The 16,047-nt window shown below is 67.7% G+C and carries 16 protein-coding genes; 14 read left to right on the top strand and 2 right to left on the bottom strand.

Going from position 1 to position 16,047, the window contains the following annotated elements:
- The first annotated feature begins 80 nt into the window (after positions 1 to 80).
- From tsf to gloA, 14 genes are all read left to right on the top strand, one after another.
- Entirely contained in the window at positions 81 to 1,013 is a 933-nt protein-coding gene (gene tsf / locus M2352_RS24190; RefSeq protein ID WP_264667088.1) for a translation elongation factor Ts, read from the top strand.
- Between the two features lie 195 nt (positions 1,014 to 1,208).
- Positions 1,209 to 1,979 carry a UMP kinase gene (gene pyrH / locus M2352_RS24185; RefSeq protein WP_264667087.1) on the top strand — a complete coding sequence of 257 codons (771 nt, stop codon included), beginning with the start codon at positions 1,209 to 1,211 and terminating at the stop codon, positions 1,977 to 1,979.
- 36 nt (positions 1,980 to 2,015) lie between these two features.
- A complete protein-coding gene (gene frr, locus M2352_RS24180) occupies positions 2,016 to 2,537 on the top strand; it encodes a ribosome recycling factor (protein ID WP_264667360.1) in 522 nt (173 codons plus the stop codon).
- Positions 2,538 to 2,542: 5 nt separating this feature from the next.
- Positions 2,543 to 3,280 (top strand): isoprenyl transferase, encoded by a 738-nt coding sequence (locus tag M2352_RS24175; protein WP_264667086.1) that lies wholly within the window; start codon positions 2,543 to 2,545, stop codon positions 3,278 to 3,280.
- Positions 3,225 to 4,079, top strand: a complete 855-nt coding sequence (locus tag M2352_RS24170; protein WP_264667085.1) for a phosphatidate cytidylyltransferase — start codon at positions 3,225 to 3,227, stop codon at positions 4,077 to 4,079. The genes M2352_RS24175 and M2352_RS24170 overlap by 56 nt, the downstream gene beginning before the upstream one ends.
- Positions 4,070 to 5,269, top strand: coding sequence for a 1-deoxy-D-xylulose-5-phosphate reductoisomerase (locus M2352_RS24165; protein WP_264667084.1), 1,200 nt, complete (start codon positions 4,070 to 4,072; stop codon positions 5,267 to 5,269). Before M2352_RS24170 ends, M2352_RS24165 begins: the two co-directional genes overlap by 10 nt.
- Positions 5,270 to 5,281: 12 nt before the next feature.
- Positions 5,282 to 6,415, top strand: coding sequence for an RIP metalloprotease RseP (rseP, locus tag M2352_RS24160; RefSeq protein ID WP_264667083.1), 1,134 nt, complete (start codon positions 5,282 to 5,284; stop codon positions 6,413 to 6,415).
- 82 nt (positions 6,416 to 6,497) lie between these two features.
- Entirely contained in the window at positions 6,498 to 8,777 is a 2,280-nt protein-coding gene (gene bamA, locus M2352_RS24155) for an outer membrane protein assembly factor BamA (RefSeq protein ID WP_406567322.1), read from the top strand.
- A 40-nt stretch (positions 8,778 to 8,817) separates the two neighbouring features.
- Positions 8,818 to 9,360 carry an OmpH family outer membrane protein gene (locus M2352_RS24150; protein WP_264667081.1) on the top strand — a complete coding sequence of 181 codons (543 nt, stop codon included), beginning with the start codon at positions 8,818 to 8,820 and terminating at the stop codon, positions 9,358 to 9,360.
- Positions 9,361 to 9,510: 150 nt separating this feature from the next.
- A complete protein-coding gene (gene fabZ / locus M2352_RS24145) occupies positions 9,511 to 9,993 on the top strand; it encodes a 3-hydroxyacyl-ACP dehydratase FabZ (protein WP_264667080.1) in 483 nt (160 codons plus the stop codon).
- Positions 9,990 to 10,808 carry an acyl-ACP--UDP-N-acetylglucosamine O-acyltransferase gene (gene lpxA / locus M2352_RS24140; protein WP_264667079.1) on the top strand — a complete coding sequence of 273 codons (819 nt, stop codon included), beginning with the start codon at positions 9,990 to 9,992 and terminating at the stop codon, positions 10,806 to 10,808. The genes fabZ and lpxA overlap by 4 nt, the downstream gene beginning before the upstream one ends.
- Positions 10,798 to 11,619, top strand: coding sequence for an LpxI family protein (locus tag M2352_RS24135; RefSeq protein WP_264667078.1), 822 nt, complete (start codon positions 10,798 to 10,800; stop codon positions 11,617 to 11,619). Before lpxA ends, M2352_RS24135 begins: the two co-directional genes overlap by 11 nt.
- Positions 11,620 to 11,654: 35 nt before the next feature.
- Positions 11,655 to 12,806: a lipid-A-disaccharide synthase gene (gene lpxB / locus M2352_RS24130; protein WP_264667359.1), complete on the top strand. Its 1,152-nt coding sequence runs from the start codon at positions 11,655 to 11,657 to the stop codon at positions 12,804 to 12,806.
- Entirely contained in the window at positions 12,803 to 13,210 is a 408-nt protein-coding gene (gene gloA, locus M2352_RS24125; RefSeq protein WP_264667077.1) for a lactoylglutathione lyase, read from the top strand. Before lpxB ends, gloA begins: the two co-directional genes overlap by 4 nt.
- A 128-nt stretch (positions 13,211 to 13,338) precedes the next feature.
- Here the strand turns inward: gloA and M2352_RS24120 are convergent, their stop codons facing one another.
- A complete protein-coding gene (locus M2352_RS24120) occupies positions 13,339 to 15,522 on the bottom strand; it encodes a RelA/SpoT family protein (protein ID WP_264667076.1) in 2,184 nt (727 codons plus the stop codon).
- A 117-nt stretch (positions 15,523 to 15,639) separates the two neighbouring features.
- On the bottom strand, positions 15,640 to 16,035 hold the full coding sequence (gene rpoZ / locus M2352_RS24115; RefSeq protein WP_264667075.1) for a DNA-directed RNA polymerase subunit omega: 396 nt from the start codon (positions 16,033 to 16,035) through the stop codon (positions 15,640 to 15,642).
- Positions 16,036 to 16,047 lie beyond the last annotated feature (12 nt).

Genomic DNA, 16,047 nt, shown 5'->3' with positions numbered 1-16,047 from the left:
GGGCCACGGCCGTGGCCCCGGCTGCCTTTTTTGTACCGACCTGTTTCGATTTTGACCGTTTTCGGGAGAAAGGGCTGACCATGGCCGAGATTACCGCCTCGCTCGTCAAGGAACTGCGCGAGAAGACCGGCGCCGGCATGATGGACTGCAAGAAGGCGCTGGCGGAGACCGCCGGCGACCTCGAAGGTGCCGTTGACTGGCTGCGCAAGAAGGGCCTTGCCGCCGCCGCCAAGAAGTCGGGCCGCGTGGCCGCCGAAGGTCTGGTGGCCGTCGCCACCGAAGGCACCTCGGGTGCCGCGGTCGAGGTGAACGCCGAAACCGACTTCGTGGCCCGCAACGAAACCTTCCAGGGCTTCGCCGCGTCGGTCGCCAAGCTGGCCGTGACCGGCGAGGCCGATGTCGAGGCGCTGAAGACCGTTGCCTTCCCCGGCACCGGCCGCAATGTCGGCGAAGAGCTGACCCACCTGATCGCCACCATCGGCGAGAACATGAACCTGCGCCGCGTCGCCAAGCTGTCGGTGTCGTCGGGCGTGGTCGTGTCCTACATTCACTCGGCCATCGCGCCGGGCCTGGGCAAGATCGGCGTTCTGGTGGCCCTGGAGTCCACCGGCGACGCCGCCAAGCTGACCGAGCTGGGCAAGTCGATCGCCATGCACGTGGCCGCCGCCCGCCCGGACGCGCTCGACATCGCCGACGTGGACGTCTCCGCCCTGGAGCGTGAGAAGAGCGTGCTGGCCGACCAGGCCCGCGCCTCGGGCAAGCCCGAAGCCATCATCGAGAAGATGGTCGAAGGCCGCCTGCGCAAGTACTACGAAGAGGTCTGCCTGCTGGAGCAGATCTATGTGATCGACGGCGAGACCAAGGTCCGCGCCGTGGTCGAAAAGGCCGCCAAGGAGCTGGGCGCCCCGGTGAAGCTGACCGGCTTCGTCCGCTACGCGCTGGGCGAAGGCATCGAGAAGGCGCAGTCGGACTTCGCGGCGGAAGTGGCCGCGGCGGCCGGCGGCAACGCCTGATCCACGCAAGCCGCGTGTGATCCGTTTCCGGCCCGCGCCCCTGTGGCGGCGGGCCGGAAACGGCTTCTCTTGGCGGATCCGTGCGTTTGCCGGAGCGCTGCCGGACGGCCAGCCCCATATGAAGGGGGTGCCGTTGCGGCCATCCCGCCGGCAACCTCGTCCAACGGTTTATGAACGCATCACAGGGGGCGGTCCATGGCGGAAAACGCGGCGGTTGACACTTCCGGGGCGGCGCCGGAGGGCGGCGCCCGGTACAAGCGGGTTCTGCTGAAGGTGTCGGGCGAGGCCCTGATGGGCCAGCGCGACTATGGCCTGGACCCCGACATGATCCGCCAGGTGGCCGAAGAGGTCCGCACCGTCGTGCGCATGGGCGTGCAGGTGTGCCTGGTCATCGGCGGCGGCAACATCTTCCGCGGCATCAAGGGTGCGGCGTCGGGTATGGAACGGGCCAGCGCCGACTACATGGGCATGCTGGCGACCGTCATCAACGCCCTGTCCATGCAGAGCGCGCTGGAGCGCATGGGGGTCAGCACCCGCGTGCAGTCGGCCATCCCCATGTCGTCGGTGTGCGAGCCGTACATCCGCCGCCGCGCCATCCGCCACATGGAAAAGAGCCGGGTGGTGATCTTCGCCGCCGGCACCGGCAACCCCTTCTTCACCACCGACACCGCGGCTGCCCTGCGCGCGTCCGAAATGGGCTGCGACGGGCTTTTGAAGGCCACGCAGGTGGATGGCGTGTACACCGCCGACCCCAAGAAAGATCCCAACGCCACCCGGTACGAGCGGCTGAGCTATCTGGAGGTTCTGTCCAAGGATCTCCAGGTGATGGACGCCTCGGCCATTGCGCTGGCGCGGGAGAATCACATTCCGATTCTCGTCTTCTCCATCCATACCCCCGGCATGTTCGCCGAGGTGATGGCGGGGAAGGGCAAATTCACCATCATTACGGACGAAGAAAGGGAGTGACCCGTGGTCCCTGATGTCTCCGACCTCAAGCGGCGTATGGATGGCGCGCTTGATGCTCTCAAGAAGGAACTGTCCGGTCTGCGCACCGGCCGCGCCTCCACCAACCTGCTGGAGCCGGTGACGGTCGAGGCCTACGGCAGCCGCGTCCATCTGAAGGAAGTGGCCAACGTGTCGGTGCCCGAACCGCGCCTGCTGTCGGTGCAGGTGTGGGACCGCTCGATGATCAAGGCGGTGGAAAAGGCCATCCGTGATTCCGGCCTGGGCCTCAACCCCCAGACCGAGGGTCAGACCATCCGTGTGCCGATCCCCGACCTGTCGCAGGAACGCCGCCAGGAACTGGTGAAGGTGGCCCACAAGTACGCCGAACAGGCCCGTGTCGCCGTGCGCAACGTGCGCCGCGACGGCATGGACGCCCTGAAGAAGGCGGAAAAGGCCAACGAGATCAGCCAGGACGAGCACAAGGGGCTGGCCGACAAGGTGCAGACCGTGACCGATCAGCACATCAAGCAGATCGACGAGATCGTGACGTCCAAGGAAAAGGAAATTCTGCAGGTCTGACCGGAATGCACGATGCCCAATCGAGCCGCCCGGCGGATCCGCCCGTCCATGTGGCCATCATCATGGACGGGAACGGACGCTGGGCCAAGGCGCGCGGTCTGCCCCGCACCGCCGGCCACAAAAAAGGCGTGGATGCGGTGCGGCGCTCGATCACGGCGGCGCGCGAGTTGGGCATCGCGTACCTGACCCTGTTCAGCTTTTCCTCGGAAAACTGGCGCCGGCCCGAGCAAGAGGTGTCGGACCTGATGGGTCTGCTGCGCTTCTACCTGCGCAGCGAAGTGGCGGAACTTCATAAGGCCGGGGTACGGCTGCGGGTGATCGGCGACCGTGCCCGGCTGTCCCCCGACATCGTGTCCCTGATCGAGCATGGGGAAACGCTGACCGCCGGCAACACGGCACTGACCGTGGTGATCGCGCTCAGCTACGGCGGGCGGCAGGAAATCACGCTGGCCGCCCGGCGTCTGGCCGAAGATGTGGCCGCCGGCCGCATCAGCCCCGCCGATGTGGACGAGGGGGCGCTGGCCGCCCGGCTTCACACCGACGGCATCCCCGACCCCGACCTGCTGATCCGCACCAGCGGAGAACTGCGCCTGAGCAATTTCCTGCTCTGGCAGACGGCTTATACGGAGCTGGTGTTCACGGACACGCTCTGGCCCGATTTCACCAAGAGCGATCTGGAGGCCGCCATTGCCGAATTCCAGCGACGCGACCGGCGCTTCGGCGCCACCGCCAGCAGCCGTTAAGAAAACCAGCGAGCTGAAGGCGCGCATCCTGTCGTCCCTGGTGCTGGGGCCGGCCGTCCTGGCGCTGGTGTGGCTGGGCGGCTGGCCGTTCCGGCTGCTGCTGGCCGCGGCGGCCCTGATTGCCATGCGCGAATGGGTGGTGATCGTCGGCGGCCCGGCCCGGCGCCCGGCGGTGCTGCCGCTGGCGCTGGCCGCGGTGGCGGTGTCGCTGGCCGCGGCGGTGGCGGCGGGGCCGCTGGCCGGTGCCGGTGTGGCGGTGGTTCTGGCGGCGGCGGTGGGCTGGTCGGCGGCGGGCTGCGACCGCGGGTGGATGGCGGCGGGTCTGCCCTATGTGGCCTTCGGCGCCGTGGGGCTGGACTGGCTGCGCGAGTCGCCCCAGGGGGGGCTCGGGCTTTTGCTGTTCGTGATGCTGGCGGTGTGGGCCACCGACATCGGCGCCTATGCCGCCGGGCGGACCATCGGCGGGCCGAAGCTGGCCCCGCGCCTGTCGCCCAAGAAGACCTGGGCCGGACTGCTGGGCGGGGTGGCGGCGTCGGCGCTGACGGGGGCGCTGGTGGCGCTGGCCGTGGGGGCTGCCCGGCCCGGCGTGGCGGCCCTGACCGGGGGCGTGCTGGCGGTGGTGGCCCAGGCGGGCGACCTGTTCGAATCGGCGGTCAAGCGGCGGTACGGGGTGAAGGACAGCGGCACGCTGATCCCCGGCCACGGCGGGCTGCTGGACCGCATCGACGGGCTGCTGACCGCGGCGGCGGCGCTTGCCCTGTTCCATGCCGCCGCGGGAGAGAGGATCGCATGGTGGTGACGGCAGCGGCGGCGGGCACCCGCCGCCCGGTGACGATTCTGGGGTCCACCGGATCGGTGGGCACCCAGACGGTGGACCTGATCGCCCGATCGCCCGAGTCCTTTTCGGTGGAGGCGCTGACCGCCAACCGCAACGTGCCGCTGCTGGCGCGGCAGGCCCGCGAGCTGGGGGCCAAGCTGGCGGTGGTGGCCGATGAATCCCGCTATGGCGCCCTGAAGGATGCCCTGTCCGGCACCGGCATCGAGGTTGCTGCCGGTGCCGCGGCGGTGGCCGCGGCGGCGGCCCGCCCCGCCGACTGGGTGATGTCGGCCATCGTCGGGGCGGCGGGGCTGGAGCCCACCCTGGCGGCGGTGCGCCGCGGCGTCCACGTGGCCTTCGCCAACAAGGAAACGCTGGTCTGCGCCGGTGCCTTGATGATGGACGAGGTGCGCGCCCACGGCGCCACCCTGCTGCCGGTGGACAGCGAGCACAGCGCCATCTACCAGTGCTTCGATTTCCAGCATCCCGAACGGGTGTCGCGGCTGGTGCTGACCGCCTCGGGCGGGCCGTTCCGCGAACGGGACCGCGCCTTCATGGCCGCGGTCACGCCGGAACAGGCGGTGGCGCATCCCACCTGGGACATGGGCGCCAAGATCTCGGTGGACAGCGCCACCATGATGAACAAGGGGCTGGAGCTGATCGAGGCCCATTTCCTGTTCGACGTTCCCGAAGAGCGGATCGACGTTCTGGTCCATCCCCAGTCGGTGATCCATTCGCTGGTGGAGTATGTGGACGGATCGGTGCTGGCGCAGTTGGGCACGCCCGACATGCGCACGCCCATCGCCTATGCCCTGGCGTGGCCCGACCGCATGGAAACCCCGGCCCAGCGGCTGGATCTGGTGCGGGCGGCGTCGCTGACGTTCGAAGCGCCCGATCCGGTGCGTTTTCCGGCCTTGCGGCTGGCGCGGGCCGCCTTGCAAAGCGGGGGCGGCGCGCCCACTATCCTCAGTGCCGCGAACGAGGTCGCCGTGTCCGCTTTCCTGGAGCGCCGCATCGGCTTCCTGCACATCGAGCGGGTGGTGGAAGACACCCTGGCGGCGCTGCCGCACCGGGTGCCATCCTGCCTTGCCGATGTACGGGCCGTCGATGAGGAGGCCCGCCGGGCCGCTTCGGAGCGGGTGGCCGCACTCGCCGGGCAAGAGGCTGGATAAAGGCTGGTCCTGATGTCGATTCTGGGTGGTTTCGGAACGTCGCTGCTGTCGTTCCTGGTGGTTCTGTCCGTTCTCGTCTTCGTGCACGAGTTCGGCCACTATTATATCGCGCGGCGCAACGGCGTGCGGGTCGAAACCTTCTCCATCGGCTTCGGGCCGGAGCTGTTCGGCTGGACCGACCGCGCCGGCACCCGGTGGAAGGTCAGCCTGCTGCCGCTGGGCGGATTCGTGAAGATGTTCGGCGATGCCGACCCCGCCAGCACCCCCTCGGCCCATGTGGTGGAGATGACCGAGGCGGAGAAGGCGGTGTCGTTCCACCACAAGCGGGTGGGGCAGCGGGCCGCGGTGGTGGCCGCCGGGCCGCTGGCCAATTTCGCCTTTGCCATCGTGGCCCTCGGGTTGCTCTACGCCACCGCCGGCCAGCCCTTCACCCCCCCCGACGTGGGGGGTGTGCAGCCGGGCAGTGCGGCGGAGCGGGCGGGGCTGATGCCCGGCGACGTGATCCGCACCATCGACGGCACCGCCATCCAGCGGTTCGAGGAAATCCGCCAGATCGTGTCGCTCAAGCCCGGCCTGCCGCTGGCCCTGACGGTGGAGCGCGGGGGGCAGACCGTCGCCCTGACCGCCACGCCGGAGGTCTCGGAACTGACCGACCGATTCGGCAACGTACACCGGGTGGGTCTGCTGGGCATTTCGCGCGCCGGTATGGACTACACCCGCCACGACCCCCTCACCGCCGTGTGGCAGGCGGGGCGCGAGGTGGCGGGCATGGTGGGCGGCACCTTCACGGCACTGGGCCAGATGATCCGCGGCGACCGCGGCACCGAGGAGCTGGGCGGGCCGCTGCGCATCGCCCAGATGTCGGGGGAAGTGGCCCAGACCGGCCCCTACGCCTTGATCTGGTTCATGGCCTTCCTGTCGGTCAATCTGGGCATGATCAACCTGTTCCCCGTCCCGCTGCTGGACGGCGGGCACCTGCTGTTCTACGCCTTCGAAGCGGTGCGGGGAAAACCCTTGCCGCCGCGGGCGCAAGAATACGGTTTCCGCATCGGGTTGGCTCTGGTATTAACGCTCATGGTCTTTGCGACGTGGAACGACCTTGTGCAACTGCGCGTGGTCGATTTCGTCAGGGGACTCATGTCTTAAAGACGCGTTTCGGAAGCCTTGGGGGGCTGATTTGCGGGTGTCGTTCAAGGTTCTGGCGTGGGGCCTGATGGCCGGCTGCGCCATGACAGCGGTTTCGGCCGGCATGGCCCACGCGCAGCAGGGTGCGTCCGGCGCGGCCATTCAGGTGGCCCAGCTCGGCGGCGGCACGATCCGGGATATCCGGGTCGATGGCGCTCAGCGCATCGAGCCGGCGACGGTGCGGTCGTACCTGTCGGTCGCCCCCGGCGATCCGTTCGACCCCGACCGGGTGGACCAGTCGCTGAAGGCGCTGTACGCCACCGGCCTGTTCGCCGACGTGTCGCTGGACCGCTCCGGCGACGTTCTGGTGGTGAAGGTCCAGGAAAACCCCATCATCAACCGCATCGCGTTCGAGGGGAACAAGCGGATCGAGGACGACAAGCTGCAGGCGGAAATCCAGCTCCGCCCGCGCGTCGTCTACACCCGCACCCGCGTGCAGACCGATGTCCAGCGCATCATGGACATCTACCGCCGCCAGGGCCGCTTCGCCGTCACCATCGAGCCGAAGATCATCAAGCTCGACCAGAACCGCGTCGATCTGGTGTTCGAGATCAACGAAGGCCCGCGCACCGGCGTGCGCTCCATCACCTTCATCGGCAACGAGCATTTCAGCGACGGCACCCTGCGCAGCGAGATCTCCACCAAGGAGAGCACGTGGTGGCGGTTCCTGTCGTCCGACGACAGCTACGATCCCGACCGCATCACCTACGACCGCGAACTGCTGCGCCGCTATTACCTGCGCGAAGGCTACGCCGACTTCCGCGTGGTGTCGGCGGTGGCCGAGCTGACGCCGGAGCGCGAGGACTTCCTCATCACCGTCACCATCGAGGAAGGCGAGCGGTACAAGTTCGGCAAGATCGACATCAAGAGCAACCTGAAGGCCCTCGACCCCGAGGTGCTGAAGGGGGTGATCAACGCGTCCGAAGGCGACTGGTACAACGCCCAGTCGGTGGAAGACACCATCACCAAGCTGACCGCCGCCGTCGGCGATCTGCAGTACGCCTTCGTCGATATCCGCCCGCGCATCACGCGCAACCGCGACAACCTGACCATCGACGTCACGTACGAGATCAACGAAGGCCCGCGCGTCTTCGTCGAGCGGATCGACATCAACGGCAACGTCCGCACGCTGGACAAGGTGATCCGCCGCGAGGTGCTGGTGGCCGAAGGCGACCCCTTCAACGCCACCAAGCTGCGACGGTCGGAACAGCGCATCAAGGATCTGGGCTTCTTCGAAACCGCGCAGATCACCACGGCGGACGGCTCGGCGCCTGACCGCACGGTGGTCAACGTGGACGTGAAGGAGCAGTCCACCGGCGAAATCGCGCTGGGGGCCGGCTTCTCCACCTCCGACGGCGTGCTGGGCGATTTCTCGATCCGCGAACGCAATTTCCTCGGCCGCGGCCAGGATCTGCGTCTGGGGGCCACCCTGTCCACGCGGCGCCAGGAATACGACCTGAGCTTCACCGAGCCGTACTTCCTCGACCGCGATCTGTCCGCGGGTGTGGACCTGTTCCGCATCAGCCGGAACTATCAGGACGAAGCGTCGTACAACGAGCACAACACCGGCTTCTCGCTGCGTCTGGGCTTCCCCCTGACCGAGCACCTGCGCCAGCGCGTCTATTACCAGTTGACCAGCACGCGCATCGAGAACGTGCCCGACACCGCCTCCATCTACATCCGCAACGAGGAAGGGTCGCACGTCACCTCGCTGATCGGGCAGGAGCTGACCTATGACCGGCGCAACAGCCGTCTGGCGCCCACCGACGGCTATTATGTGCGCCTTGTGACCGATTTCGCCGGTGTCGGCGGCACGTCCAAGTTCTTCCGCACCCGATTCGGGGCCGGCTATTACCTGCCGCTGGCCTCCGACGACGTGGTGCTGAGCACGACGGGCGAAATCGGCTACATCGTCGGGCTGAACGGCAAGGATGTGCGGGTCTCCGACCGCTTCTTCCTGGGCGGCGACACCCTGCGCGGCTTCCGCACCGCCGGTGTCGGCCCGCGCGACCTGCGCACCAGCGATGCACTCGGCGGCCGCGAGTACGCCCGCGGCAGCGTCGAGCTTTCGTTCCCGCTGGGCCTGCCGGAAGAATTCGGTCTGAAGGGGCACGCCTTCACCGACGCCGGTGTCCTGACGGAAAGCGATATCAAGAACGACTCCATGGTCACCGACGATACGTCGATCCGCGTGTCCATGGGCACGGGCGTGTCATGGAAATCGCCGTTCGGCCCGATCCGCGTCGATCTGGCCATGCCGCTGAAGAAAGAAAGCTATGACCGGCGGGAAGTCTTCCGGTTCAGCTTCGGAACCAGGTTCTAAAACCATGATGAAGAAATCCTTCGGGAAAACGTTTGGCGCCTTGCTCGCCGCAACGGTGCTCACCACCGGGCTGGCGTTGGCCGTGCCCCAGCCGGCGCGCGCCGAGCTGAAGGCGCCCACCATCGCCGTCGTGGACGTGCAGAAGATTCTGCAGGAATCCACCGCCGCCCAGGGCGTGCAGAAGGCCATCGAAGCCCAGCGCGAGACCTATCAAAAGGAAATCTCGGCCCTGGAAGAGAAGCTGCGCACCGCCGAAGCCGAACTGCGCAAGCAGCAGACGGTCTTGTCGGCGGACGCCTTCGCCGGCAAGCGCCGCGACTTCGAAAAGCAGGTCTCCGACGTGCAGCGCACGGTGCAGACCCGCAAGCGGGCGCTGGACACCGCCATGACCGATTCCATGAACCAGGTGCAGAAGACCATGGTCGATCTGATCACCGAGGTGGCCAAGGAGCAGGGGGCCAACGTGGTCCTGGCCCGCCATCAGGTGGTGCTGGTCGAAACCAACCTGGACGTGACCGACGTGGTGCTGGACCGGCTGAACAAGAAGCTGCCCAAGGTTGCGGTCACCATTCCCAAGCAGTAACCCCAACCCGTCCGGGGGCGGTCACCGCCGTCTCCGGCTGTTGATCGGGGCGGGGAAATCGGGCACAACGTCCAGCGAAATGATGTCCCCGCCCCGGCGGGGACTTTTTCATCGGTGACGAGCGGACAAAGCGACAGCGGATAAAGCGACATGGACGTGACGGCGGACGACAACGGCAACGACAAGACGATGGCCGACCTCGACATCATGCGGATCATGGAAATGATCCCGCACCGCTACCCCATGCTGATGATCGACCGGGTGGTCGATATCACGCTGGGCGAAAGCGCCGTCGGCATCAAGAACGTGTCGGTCAACGAACCGTTCTTCCAGGGCCATTTCCCGTCGCGCCCGGTCATGCCCGGCGTGCTGATCATCGAATCCATGGCCCAGACCTCCGCCGTGCTGGTGGTCGCCACCCTGGGCAAGGAATCCGAAGGCAAGCTCGTCTACTTCATGACCGTGGACGAGGCCCGGTTCCGCAAGCCGGTGATGCCGGGCGACCAGCTCCACGTGCATGTGACCAAGCAGCGCAGCCGCGGCAACGTCTGGAAGTTCAAGGGCGAAGCCAAGGTCAACGGCGTGCTGTGCGCCGAGGCCATCTATTCCGCCATGATCCTGGACGAGAAATGACCGCACCCCTTTCCCCGGTCGGCATCCACCCGACAGCCGTCGTCGATCCCGCCGCCCGTCTGGGTGCCGGGGTCACCGTCGGCCCCTTCTGTCTGGTCGGCCCCAACGTCGAACTGGGCGATGGTGTCCGGCTGGTCTCCCATGTGGTGGTGGAGGGGCGCACGCGGATCGGGGCGGGGACGGTCATCTATCCCTTCGCGTCCATCGGCCACCCGCCGCAGGATCTGAAATACCGCGGCGAGCCGTCGGAACTGATCATCGGCTGCAACAACACCATCCGCGAGCACGTGACCATGAACCCCGGCACCGAGGGGGGCGGCATGGTGACGCGCGTGGGCGACAATTGTCTGTTCATGATGAGCAGCCACGTGGCTCACGACTGCGTGGTCGGCAACGGCGTCATCCTGGCCAACAACGCCACGCTGGCGGGCCATGTGACGGTGGGCGACTATGTGGTGATGGGCGGGCTGTCGGCGGCGCACCAGTTCGTGCGCATCGGCCCGCACGCCATGATCGGCGGCATGTCGGGGGTGGAGAACGACGTCATCCCCTTCGGTCTGGTCATGGGCGACCGGGCGCGTCTGGCCGGCCTCAATCTGGTGGGGCTGGAACGCCGCGGCTTCGGGCGCGACGACATCCGCGGGCTGCGGGCGGCGTACCGCATGCTGTTCGCGTCGGAAGGTACCTTCGCCGACCGGCTGGAGGAAGTGGACCGGCAGTTCGGCGCCCAGATCCTGGTGGCCGACATTCTGGGCTTCATCCGCACCAAGAATTCCCGCCCGCTCTGCCAGCCGCGCGTGGAGAATGGCGCCTAAGCTCGGCATCCTGGCCGGGGGCGGCGACCTGCCGGCCCGGCTGGCGGCGGCCGTCCGCGCCAACGGGCGCGAGGTGTTCGTCGTCGCCTTCGACGGCCACACCGACCCGGCGTCGGTGGTGGGATTGCCCCATCTGTGGAGCCGCTTCGGCGCCGCCGGCGCCATCATTTCCCGGCTGAAGGCCGAAGGGGTGAGCGAACTGGTGTTCGCCGGCCCGGTGCGGCGCCCCTCGCTGGGCGATCTTCTTCCCGATTGGTGGACGGCGCGCTTTCTGGCGCGGGTCGGCGCGCGCGCACTCGGCGACGACGGGCTGCTGCGGGCGGTGGCCGGCGCGCTGGAGGACGAGGGATTCCGCGTGGTCGGGCTTCATGACATCCTGAACGACCTGCCCACCCTGCCCGGACGCGTGGGGACGCTGGAGCCGGACGAGGCCGCCCGCGGCGACATCGCGCGGGGGATCGAGGTCGCCCGCGGTCTGGGCCTGCTGGACGTGGGCCAGGGCTGCGTGGTGCAGCAGGGCATCGTCCTGGCGGTGGAGGCGGTGGAGGGCACCGACGCCATGCTCGACCGCTGCGGCCCCCTGCGCCGTCCAGGATCCGGCGGGGTGCTGGTCAAGGTGAAGAAGCCGCAACAGGACACCCGCCTCGACCTGCCCACCATCGGCGTGCGCACGGTGGAAAAGGCGGCGGCTGCGGGCTTGGCCGGCATCGCGGTGGAGGCGGGCGGCACCCTGATGGTGGACCGCGCGGGCGTGGCTGCCGCCGCCGACCGGCTGGGTCTGTTCGTCGTGGGGGTGGAGGTGCCGTCGTGAGCGATCACGCCGATCAGGGGCCGCTGATTTTTCTGATGGCGGGGGAACCGTCCGGTGACGCCCTCGGCGCCCGGCTGATGGCGGCGCTGCGGCGGCTGACCGGCGGGCGGGTGCGCTTCGCCGGCATCGGCGGCGAGCGCATGGCGGCGGAGGGGCTGGAGTCGCTGGTGCCCATGGGCGAACTGGCGGTGATGGGGCTGTTCGAGCTGCTGCCGCGCATCCCGGCCCTGCTGCGCCGCATCGACCAGACCGCCTCGGCCATCATCGCCATGAAACCGGACGTGGTGGTGGGCATCGACGCGCCGGGCTTCACCGTGCGGGTGGCGCGCAAGGTGCGGGACCGGGCGCCGGAAATCCCGCTGGTCCATTATGTCGCCCCCACCGTGTGGGCGTGGAAGCCCAAGCGGGCGGCCAAGTACGCCGCCCTGTACGACCATCTGCTGGCGGTGCTGCCGTTCGAGCCGCCCTATTTCGAGCGGGAAGGGCTGCCCTGCACCTTCGTCGGCCATTCGGTGGTGGAAAGCGGGGCGGGGCAGGGGGATGCCGCGCGGTTCCGCCGGGATCACGGCCTGTCCGATGGCGACCGGGTGCTGGCCGTGCTGCCCGGCAGCCGGCGGGGGGAGGTGACGCGGCTGCTGCCGGTGTTCCGCGCGGCGCTGGAACAGGTGGCGGCCACCCGCCCCGGCCTGGTGGCGGTGGTGCCGACGGTGGCGACGGTGGCCGGCACCGTGCGCGCCGCGGTGGCCGATTGGCCGCTGCGCACCCTTGTCGTGGAGGGGGATGCCGCCAAATATGATGCGTTCGCCGCGGCGGAGCTGGCGGTGGCGGCGTCGGGCACGGTGGCGCTGGAACTGGCGCTGTCCGGGCTGCCCTCGGTCATCGCCTACCGCGTCAACCCGGTGACGGCGGCGCTGGTGCGGCGGCTGATCCGGGTGAAATACGTCAATCTGGTCAATCTGATGCTCGACCGGATGCTGGTGCCGGAACTGTTGCAGCAGGACTGCCGTCCCGGCACTCTGGCCGCGGCCCTGGCGCGGCTGCTGGACGATCCGGCGGCGCGGCAGGAACAGACCGACGGCGTGGCGGACGTGGCCGCGTGGCTTGGCCGCGGCGGCCCGCCCCCCAGCGAACGCGCCGCCCGCGTCATCCTCGACGCGGTGCCGGCCCCACGAGGAGACGAAGGATGAGCGAGACCGCCGGCAGCTTCCGTATGCTGCACACCATGATCCGGGTGTTCGACCTGGACAAGTCGATCGACTTCTACACCCGCCTGCTGGGCATGAAACTGCTGCGCAAGACCGATTACGACAGCGGGCGCTTCACCCTGGCCTTCGTCGGGTACGGCGACGAGGCGCACAACACGGTGATCGAACTGACCCACAACTGGGATCAGGCCGAACCCTATGCTCTGGGCACCGCGTTCGGCCACATCGCGCTCGGCGTTCCCGACATCTATGGAGCGTGTGAAAAGCTGGCGGCGGAAGGCGTGACGATTCCCCGCCCGCCGGGTCCGATGAAGCATGGCTCCACCGTCATCGCCTTCATCGAAGATCCCGACGGCTACAAGATCGAACTGATCGAGACGAAGTAAAGCGCGGGGCAGCATCCCCGGCCCCGCTTGGAGGCGGACGCCTCCAAACCTCCGCTTTTTTTAGGGATAAAAGAAAAGGGGGTTTGGGGCATCGCCCCAAACGGGCTTGGGCGGTAGCCCAAACGATGCTACCGCCCCCGCGACCGCTCCACCGAGTTTATGACCGGCATGGCGCGCAGCGCCGCCACGATGTTGGTCAGGTGCTTGGCGTCCTTGACCTCGATGTCGATCATCAGTTCGAAGAAGTCGGTGTTGCGGTTGGTGATCTTCAGGTTGGTGATGTTGCCGCCGTTCTTGCCGATCACCGTGGACAGGGTGCCCAGGCTGCCCGGTTCGTTGGCGACCACCAGGGCGACACGGCCCACATGCTCCTCGGGCGAATCCGGCCCCACGTCCCACGCCACGTCGATCCAGCGCTCCGGCGATTCGTGGAAGCTTTCCAGCGTCTCGCAGTCGATGGTGTGGATGGTCACGCCCTTGCCGGTGGTGACGATGCCGACGATGCGGTCGCCGGGCAGGGGATGGCAGCAGCGGGCGTAATGCACCGCCATGCCGGGGATCAGGCCGCGGATGGGCAGCGGCTGTTCCTTGCCCCGCGGCTTGGGCTTGGGCGGCTTGGGCAGGGTGGAGGCGGCCCTGTCCATGGCCTCCCCCGGTGTCAGCGCCTGCTGCTGGGCGTGGGGCTTGTGGCCGGGGAAGACGGCCAGGAACACCTCGCGCCCCGACAAAAGCCCCGACCCCACCGCCGCCATCAGATCGTCGGATGTCGGCTGCTGGAAGATCTTGATGACCCCATCCAGCGCCTTTTCGCTGAAATCGTACCCTTCCTGGCGGAATTGCCGCTGCAGGATGGCGCGGCCCAGTTCCATGTACTGGGCGCGCTGCTGGGTGCGCAGGAAACGGCGGATGCGGGCACGCGCCTTGCCGGTGACGACGAAGCGTTCCCACCCCGGCACCGGCGTCTGCGCCTTCGACGTGATGATCTCGACCTGATCGCCGTTCTGCAGCTCGGTGCGCAGCGGCAGCATCCGCCCGTTGATCTTGGCGCCGACGCAATGGTCGCCCACCTGCGAATGAACCGCATAGGCGAAATCCACCGGCGTCGCCCCGCGGGGCAACGCGATCAGGTCGCCCTTGGGCGTGAAGCAGAACACCTGATCCTGGAACAGCTCCAGCTTGGTGTGCTCCAGGAACTCTTCCGGCTTCTGGGCGTGCTCCAGGATGTCCAGGATCTCGCTCAGCCAACGGTATTCGCGCGCGCCCTCGCGCGGCATCCCCTGCTTGTAGGCCCAGTGGGCGGCCACCCCCAGTTCGCAGACCTCGTGCATGTCGCGGGTGCGGATCTGCACCTCGATGCGGTTGCGGCCCGGCCCGATCACGCCCGTGTGGATGGAGCGGTAGCCGTTGGGCTTGGGTGTGGAGATGTAATCCTTGAACCGGCCCATGACGACCGGGTAATGGCTGTGGATCACCCCCAGCGCCTGATAGCATTCGCCCACCGTTTCCACGATGACGCGGAAGGCCATGATGTCCGACAACTGTTCGAAGCTGACGTTCTTGTTGTGCAGCTTGCGCCAGATCGAATAGGGGGTCTTTTCCCGCCCCGTGATCTGGGCGTCGGGCACGCCGTCCTTCGACAGGGTATCGGTCAGTTCCTTGATGATGGTCTCGACCCGGCCTTCACCCTCGGACCGGAGGCGGGCGAGCTGGGCCAGGATCGATTCGCGGGCCTCACCATTCAGCTCGGTGAAGGCCAGATCCTCAAGCTCGTCCTTGATGCGGTGCATGCCGATGCGTTCGGCCAGCGGCGCATAGATCTCGATGGTTTCGCGGGCGATGCGCTTGCGCTTTTCCGGCTTGCCGATGAAATGCAGCGTGCGCATGTTGTGCAGCCGGTCGGCCAGCTTGACCAGCAGGACGCGGATGTCCTCGGACATGGCCAGCACCAGCTTGCGGAAGTTTTCCGCCTGCTTCGACTGCTCGCTGTTCATTTCCAGGCGCGACAGCTTGGTCACGCCGTCCACCAGCCGCCCGATTTCCTTGCCGAAGACCCGTTCGATGTCTTCCTGGGTAGCGACCGTGTCTTCCACCGTGTCGTGAAGCAGCGCCGTGACGATGGTCGCGGTGTCCAGCTTCATCTGGGTCAGGATGCCGGCAACCTCCAGCGGGTGGAGGAAATAGGGATCGCCCGAGGCGCGGGTCTGCGATCCGTGCGCCTTCATGGAGAAGACATAGGCGCGGTTCAGCATGTCCTCGTCGGCCGAGGGATCATACGCCTTCACGCGCTCGACAAGTTCGTATTGCCGGATCACAGGCACCGGCCCGGTGCGCAGGGCACCTGCTGCGGGGTGTTCATAGGATCAGATGTGGGGCGGCCCGGGGAGGAGGAAAGGGCGCCCCGCATCATCCGGGAAAGCGGGGCCGTACGCTTACAGCCCCTCATCATCGCCGTCGAAGGCGTCACCGGCCTCGGCGCCCAGATCGTCCTCGCCGCCTTCTTCCGACATGCCGTCTTCATCGCCGATGCCGTCGTTGCCGCGGGCCCAGTCGTTTTCGCCGGCCATCAGCTCGACGATTTCCTCTTCCGGCTCCTCGGTCTCGGCCATCTTCTGGTGGCCCTTGATCAGGGAGTCGCGCAGGCCGTCCAGGCTGACGGTTTCATCGGCGATCTCACGCAGCGCCACGACGGGGTTCTTGTCGTTGTCGCGGTCGATGGACAGCGGAGCGCCGGACGCCACTTCCCGCGCCCGCTGGGCGGCCATCATGACCAGCTCGAAACGGTTGGGGATCTTCAGAACGCAATCTTCGACGGTAACGCGGGCCATACCACACCAACT

Source organism: Azospirillum fermentarium (genome assembly GCF_025961205.1).
Taxonomy (GTDB): Bacteria; Pseudomonadota; Alphaproteobacteria; order Azospirillales; family Azospirillaceae; genus Azospirillum; species Azospirillum fermentarium.
The sequence above is the reverse complement of the archived record's forward strand: the minus strand, read 5'-3'. Positions and strand labels throughout refer to the sequence as shown.